The following is a 19907-nucleotide window of genomic DNA, read 5'->3' as shown; positions in this document are numbered from 1 at the left end:
TCCCTTCTTTTATCCTTTGAAATGTACCTTATTTTTTGTTTTTATTTCATCCATGACCAATTCGTAAAAGTGTCTGCTTCTCATAACCTGAATGGATTTGTATAATCTTTGTATGGTTGAAGATTTGTGATAATTATATGGTGAATCATAGATTTCTATTTCTTCACCTTCGTATTTTAATAATGAGTAGCAAGGTGTTCTTGAAAATGAAGCGGTATTGTACCATCCTTGAAATGGTGGTCTGATACCAGGTAAGAGGGTAGAATAGAAAAAACTTTCTTGAATGGTGGTGATCTTTTTAGCTGTTATTTCTTCAGTCTTTAAATTTATCAGTTCGATTTCTAAGGGAATGTTTAATTCATCATCTTCTTCTAATTGATATTCATACTTGCCTAAATTTGAAGAAAGTTTGAGACAATTTTTTATGTTTCCAAAAAAGATGTAATCTTTGTCTATTGTGTTCAAGTAGGGTTTTAAGCTTTTTATACTTTGATGAAGAATCTTTTCTTTTTTGAGTTGGAAACAGGCGATACAAAATCCTGTGATGCCGTTGGTGATGATTTTATCATAACTGGATAGATCCAAATCTTTTAAGTTTTCAGCTGCTTTAATTCCTTGCCATCCAAATCCTCCACTTACTAAAATCATGATATTTTCTCCAAGATTTCTTCTTTTCTTTCTAAAACAGCCCTTCTCCCAGTATCTATTAAAGCTTCTGTTTGTGTGAAATCTAAAGTATTAAAGTCTTCTGTGGGCAATTCGATAAGTACGTTAGCAAATTTTTCTGTTAAATTATCATATATATTTTCTCTTATTGTATCCATCCTATCAAAAGCTTGGGAGGCATTTTTTATTTCCTCATATTTTATCTTTTTTGATAAAAGTTTTAGGGCGATAATTTTATCAGCTCCAACTTTTTTAGCCGTTAAAATAGGTAGCTTTTCCAAAGTTCCACCATCTATGTATTTGCTACCGTTTATTTTAAAGGGCCTGAATGCACCAGGCATCGCCATGCTAGCCTTTAAAGCTGGGAATAAAGGTCCTTCACGAAAAATTACCAAATCTCCACTATCCATTTTTACCGCTGTACAATAGAATTTAATTTTCAAATCTTCAAAGGTGACGTCTTTAAATATCCTTTTTAATATATAAAAATAAAGAAAAGAAGGTAAAGCCGATGGTAGCAAGTTTGCACCTATACACGTCAAAATAGATGGTATTTTACGAGATGAGGGTGCTTTTTTTATAAAAGGAGCTTTTTGTAACCTTAAAGCGTATTCATACAATAAGTTGGAATTACCTAAAATGGCATACCCAGCACCTACGAGTGCGCCAATACTTGTGCCAACAACGATATCAAATTTAATTCCCATTTTTTCAAGTTCTAAAAGTGCTCCAACGTGGGCAGCGCCTTTGGCCCCACCTCCAGATAAAGCAACCCCAAGCAATATTAAACCTCCATAAAATCATTTATGTGTTCTATCACTTCTTTCACCTTATTAGCATATTTTCCGCCGGCTTGTGCAAAAGTTGGTCCACCGCCTCCACCGCCACCTAAATAGGAGGCTATTTTTCTTGCAATGTTTCCGGCGTGGAACTTTTTAGAAGTGTCTTTTGATACTTTTACTACCAAACTTACTTGCTCATTGTTACTCTTGTTGAAAAGGATCACAACGCCTCTACCTAACTTTTGAAGTAGGATATCGGCCGTGTTAGCATGAACGTCTTTTTCTAAGTTTTCTAACTGAGCTACTACCACCTTTTCGCCTTCTATGATTTGTGGAGTTTCAGCTAATCTTTCTATATTTTTTGTGGCCAACTGAAATTGAAGTTGTTTAATTTCTTTTTCCTGATTTTTGATAGTTTTTAGAATACCTTCGATTTTATCAGGTATCTGGTCCCTTGATGAATCCAACATTTTAGATAAATTAGTCATAATACTTTCCAATTCTGTAGCATAATTAAGACTTTCAAAACCTGTAATAGCTTCTATTCTTCTAACTCCTGATGAAATAGAGGATTCTTCCAAAATTTTGAAGAGACCTATTTCTCCTGTGTTGGAAACATGCGTGCCTCCACAGAGCTCTCTTGAGAAGTCGTCTATTTCCACAATTCTTACCACTTCTCCGTATTTTTCTTCAAATAAGGCTATAACATCCATACTTTTTGCTTCTTCTAAGCTTTTTAGGTATATGTTAACAGGGATAGCTTTTTGTATTTGTTCGTTTATAAGGTATTCGATTTGCTTTATTTGATCTTGGGTCAAAGGTTCATAATGTGTGAAATCAAATCTTAATCTTTCTGGGGCTACATATGAACCAGCCTGCCTTATATGCTCTCCAATTACTTTTCTTAATGCAGAATGCAAAAGATGTGTCGCTGTATGGTTTTTCTCTGTAGCTTTTCGCTTTTTTTCATCAACTTTTAGAAATACTCTTTCTCCGTTTTTTATACTACCTTTTTTTATTTTTACGAGGTGAGATATTATCTCATTTCTTATAGGTTTGACATGTATAACTTCAGCTTCGAATGTTTCATTGTAGATAACACCCTTATCTGAGACTTGTCCTCCTCTTTCGGCATAAAAGGGCGTTTTAGGGAAGAAGAGTTCGATTTCGTCACCTTCTTGAGCTTGTGGGACAATACTATTACCTTTTATTATAAGCTGAACTTCTTCTGTCGAACTTAGTTTATCATAACCAATAAATTCAGTTGGAGTCAAAAATTTATCGATTTCTTTGTAAATTTGTTTTTCTGTATCATATTCTACTTTACCCGAAGCTGATCTTGCCATCTCTCTTTGCTTGTTCATCAGTTCTGTGAATTCTTTTTCATCAACTTCTATCCCTTTTTCGGATAATATCTCTTTTGTGAGGTCCAAAGGAAATCCGTATGTATCGTAAAGTTCGAAGGCTATTTTCCCCGGTAATGTAGTTTCGTTGTTTAAGTTTTGAATTATATTGTTTAACCTTTCCATTCCTTTTTCCATAGTTTCAAAAAACTTTTCTTCTTCCATAAAGGAAATATCTTTGATTAAAGCTTCTTTTTCGATAAGTTCAGGATAGATTTTTCCCATTTTTTTAATCACTGTTTCAAGGATACTGCTTAAAAATGGGCCTTTTGCTTCCAACAAAGCTCCATGTCTTACAGCCCTTCTTATTAATCTCCTTAAAACATAGCCTCTTCCTTCATTTGATGGTATAATCCCTTCAGATATTAGAAAGGCAATCGCCCTTGAGTGATCTGCTATTACTTTTATTGATACATCTTTACTTTTATTTACTCTGAATTTTACACCAAAGATTCGTTGTATTTCTTCTATTATTTCTTTGAATAGATCGGAGTCAAAATTATCATATTTACCTTGAGTAACTGCGCAGATTCTTTCAAAACCCGCCCCGGTATCAATGTTTTTTCTTGGTAAAGGGGATAGGTTTCCGTTTTCGTCGGAATAATATTCAGTGAAAACTATGTTCCAAATCTCGACAAAACGACCACAATCGCATGCAGGAGTGCAATTTTCTTGGTCTGGACAGTTTTCGGTGTACCCTGTATCAAAGTATATTTCTGAGCATGGGCCACATGGACCGGTTTGACCTGCAGGTCCCCACCAGTTTTCTTCTTTACCGAATCTTAGTATTTTATTTTCAGGTATTTTGATATCATCTTTCCAGATATTAAAAGCCTCGTCATCGGTTTCATACACGGAAGCCCATAATTTTTCTGCTGGAAGTCCTAATTCTTCTGTTAAAAATTCCCAAGCCCATTTTATAGCCTCTTTTTTGAAATAATCCCCAAAAGAAAAATTCCCCAACATCTCAAAAAAAGTATGATGCCTGGGGGTCCTTCCAACATTTTCTATATCGTTCGTTCTTAAACATTTTTGACATGTAGTGATTCTCGTATAAGTGGGTTCAACTTTTCCCCAAAATATTGGTTTAAAAGGGACCATTCCAGCCACCGTAAACAACAATTGAGGATCGTTGGGAATTAATGAGGAACTAGGTAACTTTTTATGCCCTTTTTTCTCGAAAAAATACAAAAAATTTTCTCTGATTTCTTCAGAGGTAAAATATTTCATATAGAAATCCTCCTAATTTTTTTCAAATTATTCTTTCTTTGAAAACTCTAAAACTTCTGTCAGTAACCCTTTGCCCTGTTTCCCACCCTCACTAAAGTGTCTGCTTTCTATTCTTTTAATATTTAACTACTAAATAGGCAGTATCATTATCGATAAGTATGTTGTTGTTAATCTTTTTTAGCTCTGTTGCGGTAGGTGAGTCACCGTCATATACGATTCTGATTTCTAATGGGGTAGAGGAATCTATGTCTATATTTTCTGGTTGAGATGTTAAATAGCCATCTGACAAGAGAGCATCAAACGTCAACCCACTTAAGGTTGAATTATAAATACCATAGTTCATTACAGCGACTTGAACATTTTGCATTTCAGTTACTATTTTAGTTGCTTTAGCTTGATTGATAAGTCCTGTAATCGATGGGATGGCGATGCTAGCGAGAATCGAAATGATCCCCAATACTATTAGAACCTCAACCACTGTGAAACCTTCGTTAAATTTTGTCTTTTTCATTTTCGCCCCCTATATCCACAGTATTCTCAACAAAAAATACCACATTGGGGTTACGATCAACAAACCATCAATTCTGTCGAGCATTCCCCCATGACCTGGTAAAATTTCTCCAGAATCTTTTACATTATAATATCTTTTAATAATTGATTCTGTTAAATCTCCAATGGTATCAAAAAAGCCCACCATCAATGCAAAGATAAGGGTTTGCAAGAGAGTTATTTTTTGAATGCTTCCAAAAAAAACCCCAATGGAATCAAATATAAATATATAAGCAAAAGTGAAAAAGATGCCACCTAATAATCCCTCCCAACTTTTTTTTGGTGAAAAATGTGGAGAAAGTTTATGTTTACCGAAACTCAATCCAAAAAAATATGCACCGGCGTCATAAGCCCATACTGCAGTTAATGCTAAAATCGCCATCCCTGGTCCGTAGTTCAAATGAATCAAATAAAAGTTTGAAAGGAAAAAAGATACGTAGATAATACTTAATGCAGAAGATTCTATGAACCTTTTTGTGTGCGTTATTTCTTTAACTAAGAGCATGATCGAAAATACAGACGCTACGAAAGCTAAGAAAAATATTCCTTCACTTTCAAAAGGTAAAATTCCTCTATATTCAGCCTCCAAGGAGAATCCATATATAAGACTGGATGTTCCTACAATAAAAGTAAGCAAAAGCTTGATGAAACTATTTTTGACATCACTTGTAAATAGTTCAATCAATTCAAAGGAAGCTAACATCACTATAGTTGTAACCAATCCTAAAAGAGTGGGATACGTTAAATAAGAAAAAACAACTATAGGTCCAATAATTACCCCTGATATTACTCTTGTCCAGAGTTCTTTTTTATTCAAAGGTTTTCCTCCATATCTTTAGACTTACTGCTTATACCCCCGAATCGTCTCTCTCTTTTAGAATAATCTAAAAGGGCGTTGAAGTAATCATCATAGGAAAAATCAGGCCATAGAGTTTCTGTAAAATACAGTTCAGAATAAGCAGATTGCCAAAGTAAGAAGTTACTTAGTCTTTCTTCACCTGCTGTTCTTATTATTAAATCAGGATAAGGAACATCTGGTAAATAAAGGTTGCTGTCAATATCTTCTTTTGTTATTGTTGTCTTCTTTTCTTTCAAGATTTTATTTACTGCATCTACAATCTCTTGTCTTCCACTGTAATTCAAGGCGAAGATCAAATTGAAATCTTTGTTATTTTTACTTATGTCCTCGATTTCTTTACAAGTCTTTATGAGACTTTCTGGCAGTTTATTGATCCTTCCCAAAAATCTAACATTTACCCCATTTTCTATGATACGTTTAAGGTTATCTTCAAAGTATCTTATGAGTAAATCAAATAAAAATTCTATTTCATTTTGTGGTCTCTTCCAATTTTCTTCTGAAAAGGTGTATAAGGTAAGATAATTAATTCCAAATTCTTTAGACCACTCAATAACTTTGAGGGCAGTTTCAGCACCCCTTTGATGTCCATAGTTTCTGTCATAGCCACTTTTAGTTGCCCATCTTCCGTTTCCATCCATAATTATACCAACATGGGCAGGTACTTTTGAAAGTTTCATACTTATATTTTCCACATTTATGACTCCATGATCTCTTTTTCTTTTCTTTGGAATATTTTTTCTGCTTCATCTTCATTTTCTTTTAAAATCTCTTGGATTTCTTCTTCGAATTTTTTTGCCTCGTCTTCACTTATTGAACCCTCGTTCTTTATTTCTTTAACCTTTTTTATATCATCTCTTCTAATATTTCTTAAAGCCACTTTTGTTTCTTCTAGCATCTCTTTTATAGCTTTTACCAGTTTTCTTCTTTCTTCAATAGTGGGATTTGGGAAAGATACCCTCACTACGTTACCATCATTTATAGCGTGAAAACCAAAATTAGAAGAATTTATCGCTTTTTCTATGGGTTCCAGCATCTTTTTATCCCATGGGGTTATGACAACGGTTCTTTCTTCTCCAACACTTAAGGTTGCAACCTGATTAATGGGAGTAGGCATACCATAATAATCGACTTTTATATCCTCAAAAATAGCGGTAGTAGGTCGTCCGGTTCTTACTTTTTTTAATTCGTCCTCAAAATGTTCAAGAGTTTTTTTCATTTTTTCTTCTGCTTCTTTCGCATAAGAACTTCTCTTTGCCATGACTTCACCTCCGCATAAAATTTAATTCAGCAAATATTATACCACACCAAAGGGTTTTTCTTATATGATATAATATTGAAAGAGCGAAAAAACACGAAAAGGGGGCATTAATGTGAAAAAGTATCTTATCGTAACATTTTTTGCTATTTTGTCTGTACTCTTTTTTTCAGCAGATCTAATTTCATCTTATCAGGATAATTATATATTATCCAACAACTATTTGACAATAGGAATTTCTAAAGAAAATGGATATATAACCCTTTTTAAAAGTAATGAAGTTAATAAAAGTCTTTTCACAAATCATAAAATTCTAATTTCAGGTGTAGAGCTCCAAAACAGCATTGTAGAAACTTCGGAAGATTCGATTTTTTTCATTTATGATGAAAACGACTTCAAAGTGTTGAATACTTACACCCTACAAGAACAAAACCTCTTATTGAGTACTATGATAACTAACAAAACGGAAACAAAAAAACGAGTCCAAATGAATGAAATAATAGATTACTCCGACACATTTCCTTTTTTTATAAAGTCAAAGATCTTAAATAACTATGTATTAGTTCTTCAGCAAGATTTTGGAAGCTTTGGCTATTTCCCGGTTGATGATCAAACATTTCAGAGGGTTATAGCAAACGACGAGATGACCACAAGTATCTCATTTTTTACCCTTGAACCTGAGGATGTTCTTGAATTTACGAGAGTTATAACCGTTGGTGAGAGCGTTAGCGAAATAGAAAAAAGATATTACGATAAATTCGGTATAGGTTATACAACTATCGAAAAAAATATAATATTGAACAATGAAAAGTCTGCTGAGGGCATGAGAGTTGTTGTAGAAGATGAATTGGGAACGATTCAAGATGTTCAACTAGTTGATGAAAAAGGAAAAGCAGAATTTTATCTTCCCAATGATGAAGATTATGGGAATTTCCAAGTTAAAGTAGATTTTGGAAATTTGAAGAGTGAATCTGTCTCTATTGTAGAGTCTGAAGACCTTTTTGTTGAAGTTGGAGAAAATTACTTTTTTTACCAACCTTTCCTCACTAACAAAGAGGAAGATGGTGTGACTATCAATTTCAGGATGGCTGTCCCTGCCAGGGCAACTGTAGAAGTTTATGATTCAAGTAGCGAAGCTAAGGTGTTAGAAATACAAAACGAGTTTCCTTTGGAATATCACTATATAGAACTTTCTGGCTTGCAACCTGATTCTTCCTATGAATACGTGATAAATGTTGAAGATACTTATACTCTGAATGATGTTAAGACAGAAAAAAAGGCTTTTAAAACCAAGCCTTTAGATGAAAATATTGATTCTTTTCGATTTATAGTTTATGGAGATACTCAAATCTATGACGAAAGACACGCTTACGTTGTTAATAGAATTGTAGGAGATTCGGATCTAAATACAGCATTCATTCTAAAGCCTGGAGATCACACGGAAGAAGGCACATCAGAGAAGAGCTGGAGTAAATTTTTTGAGTCTGCAAACCCTTTAAGTTCTCAAATCCCCTATTACATGGCTTTAGGTAATCACGAAAGAAACAGTTTACTTTATTATAGGGCATTCGAGCTTCCAAGTGGTGGTGGAGATTATTCCAAGAGATGGTACTCTTTTGATTATGGAAACTCTCATTTTGTTATCTTAGATTCTAATATTTTGGAATCTTCGGATCTTTATGAAAAACAAATGAAGTGGCTGGAAGAAGATCTTAAAAACAATAATGATAAAAAATTTATCTTCGTGGCTTTCCATCATCCTTTTTGGACGACAGCCACGGAGTATGGTAATATGGAAGAAAATCTTCCCGAAGGTCATTTCAACACAAAGAATTGGTTGCCCATTTTCGAAAAGTACGGTGTTGATGTTGTGATAAACGGACATATACACGCTTACGAAAGGTATTTTAAGGATGGAATCATGTTTATAACCAGTGGTGGAGGGGGTGCTAAGCTAAATACAAATCATGGAGCGGATCCACTGCCTTGGCATGTAAAGCACGTGCTTGGAAAGCTCCATTACATTATTTTTGATGTTTACGAAGATTCGATCAAAGTTACTGTAAAAGCAGTGGCGAGGGTTGATAATCCTCTTTTCCCAAATAAATATACTCCAATTGACGAAATAATTGATGAATTCTACATATACAAAAAGTGAAAGGGAGATTATTCTCCCTTTTCATAATTTCACCAAACCTGAAAACCCCATAAAAGCCATTGAAAGAAGTCCAGCCGTTATTAGCGCTAAAGCGGTACCTTGGAAGGGTTTTGGGACATTGTTTAGTTGCATTTTTTCTCTTATTGAAGAAAATATTATTAATGCCAGCGAAAATCCCAATCCAGAAGCAAAAGAGTTTACCAAACTTTCGATAAAGGTGTAATTAGTTTGTATGTTTAACAATGCGATCCCCAATATTGCACAATTGGTTGTTATGAGTGGTAAGTATATCCCCAAGGCTTCGTAAAGGGCTGGACTTGATTTCTTAATAAAGAACTCAACAAATTGAACAAGTACAGCAATTACCAAAATAAACACGATCGTTCTTAAAAATTCTACTCCAAGCATTATTAGTATCTGATTTAAGAGCCAAGTTATTACTCCTGCTATCGTCATGACAAAAATTACTGCGATAGACATTCCAACAGCGGAACTTTTGCTTCTAGAAACTCCTAAAAAAGGGCAAATACCTAAAAATCTAGTTAAAATAATATTGTTTACCAAAGCGGCTGAAATAAAGAGAAGGATAAGATTCATTTTTTAGCACCTGCCTTCTTCTTTTTGTTTTCTCTACTTATACCTATCGAATTGAACATTCCAAGTAAAAGTCCTAAAGTAATGAATGCGCCAGGTGGTAGTATGAAAAGGTATAAGTTGAGGGCGTCTCCCCACACCGTAAAACCAAAGATCGTTCCGTTACCCAATAATTCTCTTACTGATCCCAATAATACGAGTGCTCCTGTAAAACCTAAACCGATTCCCAAGGCATCAAATATTGAATCTAATACCCCGTTTTTTGATGCGAAAGATTCTGCCCTTCCCATTATGATACAGTTCACAACTATCAAAGGTATAAATATTCCCAAAGTCTGCCATAATTCGTATGTTAGTCCGTGCATTATGAGATCTATCATTGTTACAAAAGAAGCTATAATAACGATATAAATGGGAATTCTTATCTTTTTGGGAACTATTTTCCTGATCAAAGAGATTACAATGTTTGACATTGTTAAAACAGCTAGAGTGGCTATTCCCATTCCTAAACCATTTTCTGCGCTTGTAGTTGTAGCTAAAGTAGGACACATTCCTAACACTTGAACAAAAGTAGGGTTGTTTTTTATCAAACCATTGGTAAAATTTTTTAGATCAGCCATCTTTTCACATCACCCCTTCCTCTTTTAAAAATTCTACAGCTGCATTAATAGAATCAGCAACGGCTCTTGGAGTTATTGTTGCTCCTGTCATTACATCGCTAGTTTTCACTACACCTTGTTCTTTGTAAGTATTTATTGAATTAGTTGGGACAGTTACGCCGGCGTCTTTATCGACCTTAATGCCCACATTTAAACCTGATTCTGGGATCATACTAAATCTTCTTTTCACGGGTTCTTCAGAGATTTTGGCACCTAGTCCGGGGGTTTCTTGTGAATAATTTATTACTTCTATTTTATTCAAAGTAATTTGGCCATCATCTTTTTTGATGAATGAAATAACGCTAACCACATCTCCTCCATAACCTACTCCTGAAACTGTCATGACATAAATTTCGGTGTTGTTTTCCGTGAACTTATAAACGGGGGAATAGACTTTTGCATTTTTTTGACTTACGTATAAAACCCCATCTTGACCTTCTTTCCACATATTTTTTTCTAACTGTTCTTCATTGGTAGGAATATTAGAAACTAAATACTCACCGGTATTTGCATCTTTTAATACTTCTTCTATAGCTGACAATGTATTATTAAATTCGGATTGTACTATCATCGGATTGACAAAATTGTAAACAACAGATACTAAAAAACCGGCAGCGACCATAAAAGCGGTTAAGATTAAACCTGTTTTTATATATTCACGCATGTTTTATCTCCCCTTTGGTTGTTCCATAAATTTTTGGTTTTAGCCAATCATCAATCAAAGGGACAAAGGCGTTCATGATAAGTATTGAAAAGGAGACACCTTCGGGGTAACTACCAAAAAATCTTATGATCATGGTTAAAATTCCAGCTCCCACACCAAAAACGAGCTGGCCCATTTTGGTCATTGGAGAAGTAACCATATCCGTTGCCATGAACAAAGCACCTAATATTAAGCCACCTGCTAAAAGATGGAACAAGGGAGTTCCAAATTTGGTAGGATCAACCATGTAAAAAACAGAGCTAAAAATTAAAACCGTTCCTATATAGGATACAGGGATCATCAATTTTATTCTACCTTTAATGACTAAGTATATGAAACCAATAATTAAAGCTAAAGCGCTAACTTCTCCGATAGAACCGGGAATTGTTCCGATGAACATATCCCAGTAAGTATAATTTTGGAGTACTGTGCTCATTCCTTCTTCAGAAATTATTCCCAGTACGGAGGCAGAAGTAACAATATCAGGATTCTGGTAATAAAAAGGTACATACCAGGTGGTCATAGCTGTAGGGAAAGATATCAACATAAAAGCCCTTCCAACTAAAGCAGGGTTAAAAAAGTTTTGACCTAACCCCCCAAATACTTGTTTCGCTAAAATTATCGCAATGACCACTCCTAACATAATTTGCCACCAGTTAACAGCTAAAGAAAGGTTCATACCTAAGAGTAACCCTGTAACAGAAGCGGAAAAATCAGGGATGTGATCTTTTTGCTTTCTTATGAAACGAACGATCGAAAAATCCAACATTTCTGCAAAAACCATAGAAAATAACATAATAAAAAGTGCTCGAAAACCAAAGATCCACGTTGAAGCAATAACCGCAGGTATCAATGATATCAAAACATCGATCATAATTTTTCTAGTAGTATTGGTAGTTCTAAAATGGGGAGCCGCTTCAGTGCTAAGATTCAACTCAAACCCTCCTTTTTTGAATGGCTTTTATAACCTTTTTTGTTGTCTTGAACGTTTTAACTAGATCTATATTTGATGGACAAATGTAAGAACAAGCACCACATTCTATACAATCCATAATTCCATTTTCTTGTGCGATGTCGTTTTTCCTAGCATCAGCAAGTTTTTTTAGGTAGTAAGGTTGAAGTCCTATGGGGCATGCTTTAACACAAGAAGCACATCTAATACATGGATATTCATGCTTTTGTGGTATCTCTTCTTTTGTTAATACGGTGATCGCATTGTTTCCCTTGAAAGTCGGTAAATCAATATTTGGTAAAGGTAATCCTGTCATTGGTCCACCATAGATTATTCTGTCGATTTTTTCCTCTTCAACGAGTCCTACTTGATTTAAAAGGTCTGAAACCTTAGTTCCAATTCGGAACCAATAGTTACCAGGTTTTTTTACACCCCCACTCAAAGTGATACCACGTTCAACTAAGGGTTTCCCATTGATTACTGCATCATAAATTGCATAGGTAGTGGAAATGTTAAAAACTAAAGCCCCAGCGTCAATAGGTAATCCTCCTGAAGGGACTTCCCTTTTTGTGATAGATTTTATTAATTGTTTTTCTGCACCTTGAGGATATTTTGTTTTTAGAATTGCAACTTCGATATTTTCATTTTTTAAAGCGTTTTTCATGGCTTTTATTGCTTCAGGTTTGTTTTCTTCGATGCCCACATAAATTTTTCCCGGATTAACTATATATTCTATTATTTTTATTCCTTTAATGATTTCTTCTGTGTATGTTCTCATCATCATATCATCGACAGTTATGTAAGGTTCACATTCTGCTCCATTGATTATTAAGTAATCGACTTTTTTGCCAGCGGGTATACTTAATTTTACATGAGATGGGAACATAGCACCACCTAATCCCACTATACCGGCTTTTTTAACAATGTTAATTAATTCTTCCTTTGAAAACTTCTTAAAGTTTTCATCGTGTTCAATATACTCCCAAATATCTTCTGAAGTTCTTTTTATTACAATTGCGTTATCCTTTCTTCCTGTGGAGGTATTTATAAATGATTCTATACCAACAACTTCCCCTGTAACAGAAGCATGTATGTTTGCTGAAATATTGCCTGCAGCCTCTGCTATTAATTGACCTGTTTTTACCTGATCGCCTTCTTTTACGATTGGCTTTGCAGGAGCTCCTATATGGTTAGTTGTGAATAGGTATACAAAATCGGGCAAAGGTAACTTTTCAAAAGGTTTGTCCTTTGTAAAATGCTTCTTCTGAGGCGGATGTACACCACCTTTAAAAGTTAATGTTGGCACAAAGAAACCTCCTTTTTGTTTTTTAAGAAACTAAGAATTGAAAGCCTATATAAAATTTAAATAATCTTCTATAACTTTTTTAAAGGGTTCAAAAGCGGTTCGAAAATTATTATAGCACGAAAGAATGTTCTAATTTCAACAACTTCTAAAGTTTTTAAGAAAAATTATTACATTTATGTATATTAATTGTTTTTTCATATTTATTTAATATTGTCACGCTATAATACTTAACAGAGATATAACTGTTTGTTTTAAATTAGTCTACTTTTTTTAAAAGCTTCTCTATGATTTTATCATATAATATCTTCTTTTTTTATTCTAATTTTTTAATAGAAGGTGAGTTTTCATGATAGAAAAAGACAAAATCGAGGACTTCGAATCGGAGAGCACAGATTGCACTCAAGCTGATAAAAGCTCAAAAGTCAAAAAATATTCCTTGTCTTTAACTATTAAAAATAATCCTAATGCAATCACCGATGAAATTTTAAGAAAAATCAAAAAAAAGCTAGCTAAAGATAAGAGCACAGTAACCTTTGAAGAAATTGATGAATCTATACCTAGCCAAATGCGTGAGGATTTTACGTTAGAATTTTTAATAACGTTTTACAATGAATTAAAAAAATCTAATATTTCAGTAGTAGACGGCTCTTCAGGTAATTTCTGTGAAGAGGATGAAGAAAAAGAGTTAGAAGTCAACGAAGAGTTTAAAGATTCTGAAGAATACGAAGAGATTTTCGAAGATTTTTCCGATGTTGAAGTCGAGATGTGTGATAATATTTCGTTGCAGGATCCGATTAAAATATATTTGAAAGAGATTAGTAAGAGCAAATTATTAACTCCTTCAAGAGAAAGAAAGCTAGCAAGAAGGGCGCAGATGGGGGATAAAAGAGCCAGAGAGGAACTTATAAAAGCTAATCTTAGATTAGTCATTAGTATTGCAAAAAGGTATGTTGGCCATGGATTAGGCTTTTTGGATCTCATACAAGAAGGAAATATTGGTTTAATGAAAGCTGTTGCTAAATTTGATTGGAAAAAAGGTTACAAATTCTCTACTTATTCTTATTGGTGGATACGCCAGGCTATAACAAGAGCGATTGCTGATCAAGGAAGGACTGTAAGAATTCCAGTACATTTGGTAGAAACGATTAATAGAATGAATAGGGTCGTAAATAAGTATATTCAAGAAAATGGAGAAGTACCTGATTTAGAAGAACTCTCTGTTTTGATGGACAAGCCGGTAGATAAGATGAAAGAGGTATTAATTAGTGCCAAAAATATATTCTCCTTAAATGCCCCGATTTCTAATGATGTAGATGCTGAAGGAGAAAGTGAGGTACTCGATTTTATTGATTCTGATTCACCTACCCCTGATGAAGAGGGAAGGAAGATGATTATTCGTCAAAAAATGGAAATGATCATTGATACACTTTCACCTAAGGAAGCTATGATACTAAAAATGAGATACGGTTTCGTAGATGGGAAACAGAAAACTCTCGAAGAGGTCGGAGAATTTTTTAACGTAACAAGGGAAAGAATCAGGCAGATAGAGTCCAAATCTATCAGGAAGTTAAAACATCCGGCTAGAAAAAAGATGATAGAAAATATTATCCAGGAATACTAAAGGGAAAATTTTAAGTCTCAAGCCTATTGACAAAGTAATTTATGGTTGATATAATAACTAAGGATTTGAAAATGAAACGATACAAATGGCCCCATAGGATAACGGCTAGTCCATTGGATTCTCAGTCCAAGAGTCAGGGTTCGATTCCCTGTGGGGCTGCCAGAATTAATAATCGGGTAGAAGATAGATAAGAATTATTATCAACCTTCTACCCGATAAATTTTTATTGTTTTTTAAAGGCTAGCTAGTTTGATTTAAAGAAAAATTTAGTCACAATTTTTCTGTGGGAATGCTTCCACATTCAAAAACGTGATTGAAAAGATTAAAAGAACTTTCAAAAGCAGATTTCAACGTGTAACCTTTTATGATACTACTGATAAAATTAGCCTCAAAAGCTGATACTGCCTCTTCGAAATACTTTTTTTCTTTAACTTTTACTTCATATATTTTTTTATCAAAAGAGATTGCATCTTTTGCTATAATTAGCTTATTATCAGCTTTCAAATTATTGCTTTTTTCTGCTAATTCTCTATATGCCGTTTTAGAAATTAAAAAAAGATAATCACATGTAAATTTATCAATTTCATCTGTATAAGGTTCCCGTAAATCTACAAATAATCTTCTTTTTGCCTTAGTCAGATCGATTATCTTTTTGTTCCAGGAGTTATACACTATAAAAAGATTTTTTATATTATAGAGATATTCGGTAATAAATTCAGGTTCTACTTTTAAGTTTGTTTCACGATAATCAAGGTATTCAGTACTTTCTTCTATATTCCTAACTTTCCTCGTAGTTCCTCCAGGTTTTTCAATCCAAATAATAGGAATTTCTTTTGTTTGAAAAGTTTTAAGTAAGAATTCAATATACTCATCAGGACTTAAAAAATCAAATATCGATGGTTTAAGATGAAAATAATCGTTCAAATAAATAACAACTCTTCCACCAGGTCCCGCTACCTCAGTTGTTATTTTGATATTATCTTTTATTTTTTTTATAATATGTTCGATTTCTATGCCACCTAAAACACCAATATCAGGAAGATTTTCTCTACTAATTATGGAAAGAACTTGCTCTTGATATTGGTAAACAGTTTTCAATTATGTTTCCTCCCACGATTTTTTGAATACTGTGTTTAGTGCTAATGTAATTTTTAAATTAATTGTGACCATTTTTTGAGGGATAAATCACAACTTTTCTATAAGGTTCTAACCCCATGGAAACGGTATGTAATTTGGGATAATTATAATTTATATACTTGTGAATTATTTTTCTTTCAAAGGGAAACATAGGGGCTAATTCCACCTTTTCGTTAGTAGATATTGCTTTTTTAGCAGCATTGTCAGCGATTAGTTCTAGGTTTTTTTTCCTATTTCTTCTGTAATCCCCAACATCCAATTTGACATCAAATTTAGTGTCAGTCATTCTATTGACATAAATCATGGTTAAATGCTGTAGTGATCCAAGGTTTCGCCCTTGTTTGCCAATTACTTTACCCAAGTTTTCTCCTTCTAAAAAAACTTTCAAGGTCTTATTGTAATAATTAATATTGATATCAACATCTTCTTCAAAATACGAAAGGATATTTTTCAAGAATTTTTTTACCTTATTGATAAGGTATTTCTCGTTGGGATAAGCTTCTATGATGAGGGGCTTTTTACCTATTCCAAAAAGGAATCCCTTAGAAGGCTCTTGAATAATCTTATAAGAAATCTCATCGATACATGATGCGTTAAAATTTGATTTTGCTTTTTCTAAAACCGATTCCAAATCAGTTCCTTCAAATTTTGTCTCACCTTGTAATTTAAGCACTTATCATTTCACCTCCTGACAGGCTTTGGACCCAAACCAACGAGTTGTCTAAACGTAATACCTTTGACATTGTAAATCCTGTTGTACACAAAAGTTAATAGGGTTTGTATTACAGTGTTCAGTGAATAATAAATGAATACTCCGACGGGTAATCCAATCAAAATGAAAGGAAACACCACAGACATAATTACCGACGTCCATGCGCTCCTGGCATCTTGCGACATTAAAAGGGCATTGATTAAAGAAGCAATTATGGCAAGTAATAGTAGGAAAAAATTGGCTTGGAAACCGCCTAGAGAAAGATCTGTCCATAAAAGGAATCTGGGATTGTATGCATAACTACCTTCAAAATAGTAGATTACTTGCCACAGTATGATCATAATGGGGAGAGGAATCAAAGAAGTCAAACATCCTCCGGCAGGGTTCACTCCTTTTTCCTTGTACAATTTCAGAGTTTCTTCTTGCTGTTTTTGAGGGTTTTTATATTTTTTTCTTATTTTCTCAAGTTCTGGTTGTAACTGTTTCATTTCGATCATGGATTTCTTTTGCCTGCCATATACGGGGAATAATATTGCATTTACAATGAGGGTAAAGAGTATTATAGCCCAACCAAAATTCCCTGTTACTTTAAATAGCCACCAGAAAAAGTTAACGAACCAATAAAAAATATTATTGAAAGGTCCAAACTTTCCTAAATCCTGCATTAAATCGATTACTGTAGAGTAAACGATCCCTTCTTCTATACCATCAAACGTTTCTTTTATAAAAATTTTTTTGGTTGGACCTAAATAAGAAATTATTTTTTGATCCGAATAATTTAATGGGAATAAGTATTGGTTTTGAGAGAATTCTATCTCTTCAGGCGTATAGATGGCTAGTGTAGAATCTAAAGCTTCTCCTGTTGAAACGGATTTATCAATGTATGAAACAAAAACATTACCACTGTATCTTATTCCCGAAGAAAAGGATATACTAGGTAAAACAACGTATCCATATAAATTTTTAAATTGAACATCAAAATGATAGTTTGGATCGTTGTAAAACTTATAAATCTTTTGCCCTCCGTTGGGGAAAAAGTAATTTACTTCAATATAACTTTGATCTTCCGCCAATCTGATATTATAGTTGCTTGGTAATATTTCTGTCATATTTTGGGTATCTAAAATATCGTAACTATCACCTGTATATTCATAGACTAAGTTGTATTTTTTCGTTCTGCTATCGTAGAGTTCGAAATTTAAAATGTGCCCATTTTGGTCTAACTTCAATCTATACAATTTCATTTCAATGTTAATTTCTTGATTCAATGAACTCTCTGATACTGTTATCTCAGGAATTGCAAAGGCGATAACATTTAAAAACATTAGTAACGTCAAAAAAAACAATCCTTTTTTCAAGTCATACACTCCTTCTGTGTTGTTTATTTTTTCCTTGCTTATGAACAAAAAAAGAAAACTTTTCAGGGACAGGATCGTAGCCCCCTTTGTGTAATGGATTGCATCTGATAAAACGTCTAAATCCCAAGTACAAACCTTTAAATACCCCGAACTTTTCCACCGCTTCATAGGTGTAAGATGAGCAGGTCGGTAGGTAGATACATTTGGGAGGAGTTGCAGGCGATATATGTTTTCTATAAAAATCAATAGACTTGAGAACAAGCTTTTTCATGCTTCTAGCTTCCTCACCAATTTTAAAATTTGGTTTTTAATTTGAGAATAATCTATTCCTTTAAAATTTTTCGATAACTCTTTTCTTGGAATGAATACGAAATCATATCCTAAAGGAAAAAAAGTTTTGTTTGTTCTATATATTTCTCTGATGTATCTTTTAATTAAATTTCTAACAACTGCGTTGCCAAATTTTCTGTTCACAATTACAGCGATCCTGTTATAATCCATAGTATTCGGAACATATATTATAACAAAATTATTATCGATTAAACGCCCGCCCTTTTCAAAAACATTTTTGAAATTCCTTTTTAATCGTAAGCGTTCTTTTTTCTTGAAAGTTTGCCCTTCCATTATACTGTTAAACGTTCTCTGCCTTTTGCTCTTCTTCTTCTTAAAACATTTCTTCCAGTTGATGTTCTTTTTCTAGCTAAAAAGCCATGAGTTCTTTTTCTCTTTATCCTAGATGGTTGATATGTTCTTTTCATCTCTACACCTCCAAATCCTTTTAAATTAAATTGTTTTATTGAAAATAAGGTTGCTCCTTATTTAGTTCATCTTTAAAGGCAAACTCAACCAATAGAAGCTGAATAATTGGTTTTAAAACTATCGAATATATTATAATGATTTAATGTTTTAATGTCAAGAAATAGAAGTAACAATTTTTTGGGATATTTTTCTTAACAAAATACTAAATAAAGCTAATACTAAATTAATTAAACAGTGATAAAATTAAAAGTAGTTTTGTAGGATTTTAGAAGTTCGTGGGGTGAACAAAGATGAATATAGATTATGAATGTATTAATTGTCTTCTAAAACACTCTTCTGAGTTAATGTCTAAAGTTAATACTAACTCTTCAGATTCTTCTCATAACATTTTTGATAATTACAAAGAGGTAATTCTAAAAACATTCGGGGATACGACTTCAACCCACACACCTTATTATTTAGTAAAAACATTTTATGATTCTTTTTATGATGTTTTTGGTGAAAATGATTACTTTCATACAGAAAAAGCTGACCTAAACCAACTATTTTTAGAAGTTTACGATGATCTATTAGATTTTTGTTTGTCTAGCAAAGATCCTCTTTATACTGCTTTCAAATTATCACTGATGGGGGAGCTTTTTTGCCACAATTCGGGAAATTCCTTTGGTGAGTTAGAGATAGAAATCCAAAATTTTTTTAACACAAAGGGAGAAGCAATAAACGATTTAGAAAAATTTAAAAAAGAGCTAGAAAATGCCCGGCTCCTGCTTTTTATTCATAATTATGCTGGTGAAATAGTTTTTGATAAATTGTTTATAAAAGTATTAAAAGAATTATACCCCAACTTGATCGTTCACTCTGCTTTGAAATCTCGTCCGGTTTACAAATGTGCGACTAAAAAAGATGCCGATCAAATTTTTTTAAAAGAAGTTTCCATTCCTGTTGAAAGTGGAGCCAAATATTTGGGCACCGATTTAAGCTTCCTTAGTCCATCTTTCAAAAATATCTACAATGAAGCAGATATTGTAATAGCCAAAGGACAATCTAACTTTGAAAGTTTGGTTGATGAAAATCCCAAAAAATCAATCTATTATTCTTTTGTAGTTAAGTGTTCAAAAATGGCGAAGCATCTTGATGTGAACAAAGAAGATTTAATATTTAAGCAAGGTTGGGATAGGAGTAGCAAATGATGTGTAGTTGAAAC

The 19907-nt window shown here is 33.4% G+C and carries 21 protein-coding genes and 1 tRNA gene; 4 read left to right on the top strand and 18 right to left on the bottom strand.

The annotated features are described in order from the left end of the window. Window positions 1-9 precede the first annotated feature (9 nt). The 7 genes from PMOB_RS03240 to frr form a co-directional block, all read right to left on the bottom strand. Window positions 10-648: a hypothetical protein gene (locus PMOB_RS03240; RefSeq protein ID WP_012208460.1), complete on the bottom strand. Its 639-nt coding sequence runs from the start codon at window positions 646-648 to the stop codon at window positions 10-12. Next, window positions 645-1448 carry a patatin-like phospholipase family protein gene (locus PMOB_RS03235; protein ID WP_012208459.1) on the bottom strand — a complete coding sequence of 268 codons (804 nt, stop codon included), beginning with the start codon at window positions 1446-1448 and terminating at the stop codon, window positions 645-647. The genes PMOB_RS03240 and PMOB_RS03235 overlap by 4 nt, the downstream gene beginning before the upstream one ends. 2 nt (window positions 1449-1450) lie before the next feature. Continuing rightward, on the bottom strand, window positions 1451-4081 hold the full coding sequence (gene alaS / locus PMOB_RS03230; RefSeq protein ID WP_012208458.1) for an alanine--tRNA ligase: 2631 nt from the start codon (window positions 4079-4081) through the stop codon (window positions 1451-1453). Between the two features lie 115 nt (window positions 4082-4196). Then, window positions 4197-4592 carry a prepilin-type N-terminal cleavage/methylation domain-containing protein gene (locus tag PMOB_RS10205; protein WP_012208457.1) on the bottom strand — a complete coding sequence of 132 codons (396 nt, stop codon included), beginning with the start codon at window positions 4590-4592 and terminating at the stop codon, window positions 4197-4199. Window positions 4593-4601: 9 nt separating this feature from the next. Further along, the gene (locus PMOB_RS03220; RefSeq protein WP_012208456.1) at window positions 4602-5447 is read right to left on the bottom strand and encodes a phosphatidate cytidylyltransferase; all 846 of its coding nucleotides are present in this window, start codon (window positions 5445-5447) and stop codon (window positions 4602-4604) included. Then, a complete protein-coding gene (gene uppS / locus PMOB_RS03215) occupies window positions 5444-6166 on the bottom strand; it encodes a polyprenyl diphosphate synthase (protein WP_041534266.1) in 723 nt (240 codons plus the stop codon). Before uppS ends, PMOB_RS03220 begins: the two co-directional genes overlap by 4 nt. A gap of 17 nt (window positions 6167-6183) precedes the next feature. Further along, on the bottom strand, window positions 6184-6747 hold the full coding sequence (gene frr / locus PMOB_RS03210; RefSeq protein WP_012208454.1) for a ribosome recycling factor: 564 nt from the start codon (window positions 6745-6747) through the stop codon (window positions 6184-6186). A gap of 112 nt (window positions 6748-6859) precedes the next feature. On the opposite strand from frr, the gene PMOB_RS03205 reads away from it, so the two are divergent. Then, window positions 6860-8902, top strand: coding sequence for a metallophosphoesterase family protein (locus PMOB_RS03205; protein ID WP_012208453.1), 2043 nt, complete (start codon window positions 6860-6862; stop codon window positions 8900-8902). 21 nt (window positions 8903-8923) lie between these two features. On the opposite strand, the gene rsxA is transcribed toward PMOB_RS03205, so the two are convergent. From rsxA to rsxC, 5 genes are read right to left on the bottom strand one after another with little or no spacing between them, the layout of a single operon-like run. After that, entirely contained in the window at window positions 8924-9499 is a 576-nt protein-coding gene (gene rsxA / locus PMOB_RS03200; protein WP_012208452.1) for an electron transport complex subunit RsxA, read from the bottom strand. Beyond that, a complete protein-coding gene (gene rsxE, locus PMOB_RS03195) occupies window positions 9496-10116 on the bottom strand; it encodes an electron transport complex subunit RsxE (RefSeq protein WP_012208451.1) in 621 nt (206 codons plus the stop codon). The genes rsxA and rsxE overlap by 4 nt, the downstream gene beginning before the upstream one ends. Before the next feature lie 4 nt (window positions 10117-10120). Further along, window positions 10121-10819 carry an RnfABCDGE type electron transport complex subunit G gene (locus PMOB_RS03190; protein ID WP_012208450.1) on the bottom strand — a complete coding sequence of 233 codons (699 nt, stop codon included), beginning with the start codon at window positions 10817-10819 and terminating at the stop codon, window positions 10121-10123. After that, a complete protein-coding gene (locus PMOB_RS03185) occupies window positions 10812-11792 on the bottom strand; it encodes an RnfABCDGE type electron transport complex subunit D (RefSeq protein WP_012208449.1) in 981 nt (326 codons plus the stop codon). Before PMOB_RS03185 ends, PMOB_RS03190 begins: the two co-directional genes overlap by 8 nt. 1 nt (window position 11793) lies before the next feature. Beyond that, complete coding sequence (gene rsxC / locus PMOB_RS03180) at window positions 11794-13116, bottom strand: electron transport complex subunit RsxC (protein WP_012208448.1); 1323 nt, start codon at window positions 13114-13116, stop codon at window positions 11794-11796. A gap of 346 nt (window positions 13117-13462) precedes the next feature. Between rsxC and PMOB_RS03175 the strand changes: the two genes are divergently transcribed. Together PMOB_RS03175 and PMOB_RS03170 are read left to right on the top strand one after the other, a co-directional pair. Next, window positions 13463-14737, top strand: coding sequence for a sigma-70 family RNA polymerase sigma factor (locus PMOB_RS03175; RefSeq protein ID WP_012208447.1), 1275 nt, complete (start codon window positions 13463-13465; stop codon window positions 14735-14737). An 87-nt stretch (window positions 14738-14824) separates the two neighbouring features. Next, a tRNA-Glu gene (locus PMOB_RS03170) sits at window positions 14825-14899 on the top strand. A gap of 108 nt (window positions 14900-15007) precedes the next feature. On the opposite strand, the gene PMOB_RS03165 is transcribed toward PMOB_RS03170, so the two are convergent. From PMOB_RS03165 to rpmH, 6 genes are read right to left on the bottom strand one after another with little or no spacing between them, the layout of a single operon-like run. Continuing rightward, window positions 15008-15835 (bottom strand): hypothetical protein, encoded by an 828-nt coding sequence (locus tag PMOB_RS03165; RefSeq protein ID WP_012208446.1) that lies wholly within the window; start codon window positions 15833-15835, stop codon window positions 15008-15010. A gap of 58 nt (window positions 15836-15893) precedes the next feature. Then, a complete protein-coding gene (jag, locus tag PMOB_RS03160; RefSeq protein ID WP_012208445.1) occupies window positions 15894-16547 on the bottom strand; it encodes an RNA-binding cell elongation regulator Jag/EloR in 654 nt (217 codons plus the stop codon). 8 nt (window positions 16548-16555) lie between these two features. Then, window positions 16556-17944 carry a membrane protein insertase YidC gene (gene yidC / locus PMOB_RS03155; RefSeq protein ID WP_049755240.1) on the bottom strand — a complete coding sequence of 463 codons (1389 nt, stop codon included), beginning with the start codon at window positions 17942-17944 and terminating at the stop codon, window positions 16556-16558. Between the two features lies 1 nt (window position 17945). Then, the gene (gene yidD / locus PMOB_RS03150) at window positions 17946-18215 is read right to left on the bottom strand and encodes a membrane protein insertion efficiency factor YidD (RefSeq protein WP_012208443.1); all 270 of its coding nucleotides are present in this window, start codon (window positions 18213-18215) and stop codon (window positions 17946-17948) included. Beyond that, window positions 18212-18568: a ribonuclease P protein component gene (gene rnpA / locus PMOB_RS03145; protein ID WP_012208442.1), complete on the bottom strand. Its 357-nt coding sequence runs from the start codon at window positions 18566-18568 to the stop codon at window positions 18212-18214. Before rnpA ends, yidD begins: the two co-directional genes overlap by 4 nt. Beyond that, window positions 18568-18702: a 50S ribosomal protein L34 gene (gene rpmH, locus PMOB_RS03140; protein WP_012208441.1), complete on the bottom strand. Its 135-nt coding sequence runs from the start codon at window positions 18700-18702 to the stop codon at window positions 18568-18570. Before rpmH ends, rnpA begins: the two co-directional genes overlap by 1 nt. 291 nt (window positions 18703-18993) lie before the next feature. On the opposite strand from rpmH, the gene PMOB_RS03135 reads away from it, so the two are divergent. After that, a complete protein-coding gene (locus PMOB_RS03135; RefSeq protein ID WP_012208440.1) occupies window positions 18994-19893 on the top strand; it encodes a damage-control phosphatase ARMT1 family protein in 900 nt (299 codons plus the stop codon). Window positions 19894-19907 lie beyond the last annotated feature (14 nt).

Origin of the sequence: Petrotoga mobilis SJ95 (genome assembly GCF_000018605.1) — a bacterium.
Lineage (GTDB): Bacteria > Thermotogota > Thermotogae > Petrotogales > Petrotogaceae > Petrotoga > Petrotoga mobilis.
This window is presented reverse-complemented; position numbering and strand designations above follow the sequence as displayed.

Coding starts and splice junctions, on each gene's coding strand:
- PMOB_RS03240 (WP_012208460.1), bottom strand. CDS start 648: ATGATTTTAGTAAGTGGAGGATTTGGATGGCAAGGAATTAAAGCAGCT.
- alaS (WP_012208458.1), bottom strand. CDS start 4,081: ATGAAATATTTTACCTCTGAAGAAATCAGAGAAAATTTTTTGTATTTT.
- PMOB_RS10205 (WP_012208457.1), bottom strand. CDS start 4,592: ATGAAAAAGACAAAATTTAACGAAGGTTTCACAGTGGTTGAGGTTCTA.
- uppS (WP_041534266.1), bottom strand. CDS start 6,166: ATGAAACTTTCAAAAGTACCTGCCCATGTTGGTATAATTATGGATGGA.
- frr (WP_012208454.1), bottom strand. CDS start 6,747: ATGGCAAAGAGAAGTTCTTATGCGAAAGAAGCAGAAGAAAAAATGAAA.
- rsxA (WP_012208452.1), bottom strand. CDS start 9,499: ATGAATCTTATCCTTCTCTTTATTTCAGCCGCTTTGGTAAACAATATT.
- rsxE (WP_012208451.1), bottom strand. CDS start 10,116: ATGGCTGATCTAAAAAATTTTACCAATGGTTTGATAAAAAACAACCCT.
- PMOB_RS03190 (WP_012208450.1), bottom strand. CDS start 10,819: ATGCGTGAATATATAAAAACAGGTTTAATCTTAACCGCTTTTATGGTC.
- PMOB_RS03175 (WP_012208447.1), top strand. CDS start 13,463: ATGATAGAAAAAGACAAAATCGAGGACTTCGAATCGGAGAGCACAGAT.
- yidD (WP_012208443.1), bottom strand. CDS start 18,215: ATGAAAAAGCTTGTTCTCAAGTCTATTGATTTTTATAGAAAACATATA.
- rnpA (WP_012208442.1), bottom strand. CDS start 18,568: ATGGAAGGGCAAACTTTCAAGAAAAAAGAACGCTTACGATTAAAAAGG.
- rpmH (WP_012208441.1), bottom strand. CDS start 18,702: ATGAAAAGAACATATCAACCATCTAGGATAAAGAGAAAAAGAACTCAT.
- PMOB_RS03135 (WP_012208440.1), top strand. CDS start 18,994: ATGAATATAGATTATGAATGTATTAATTGTCTTCTAAAACACTCTTCT.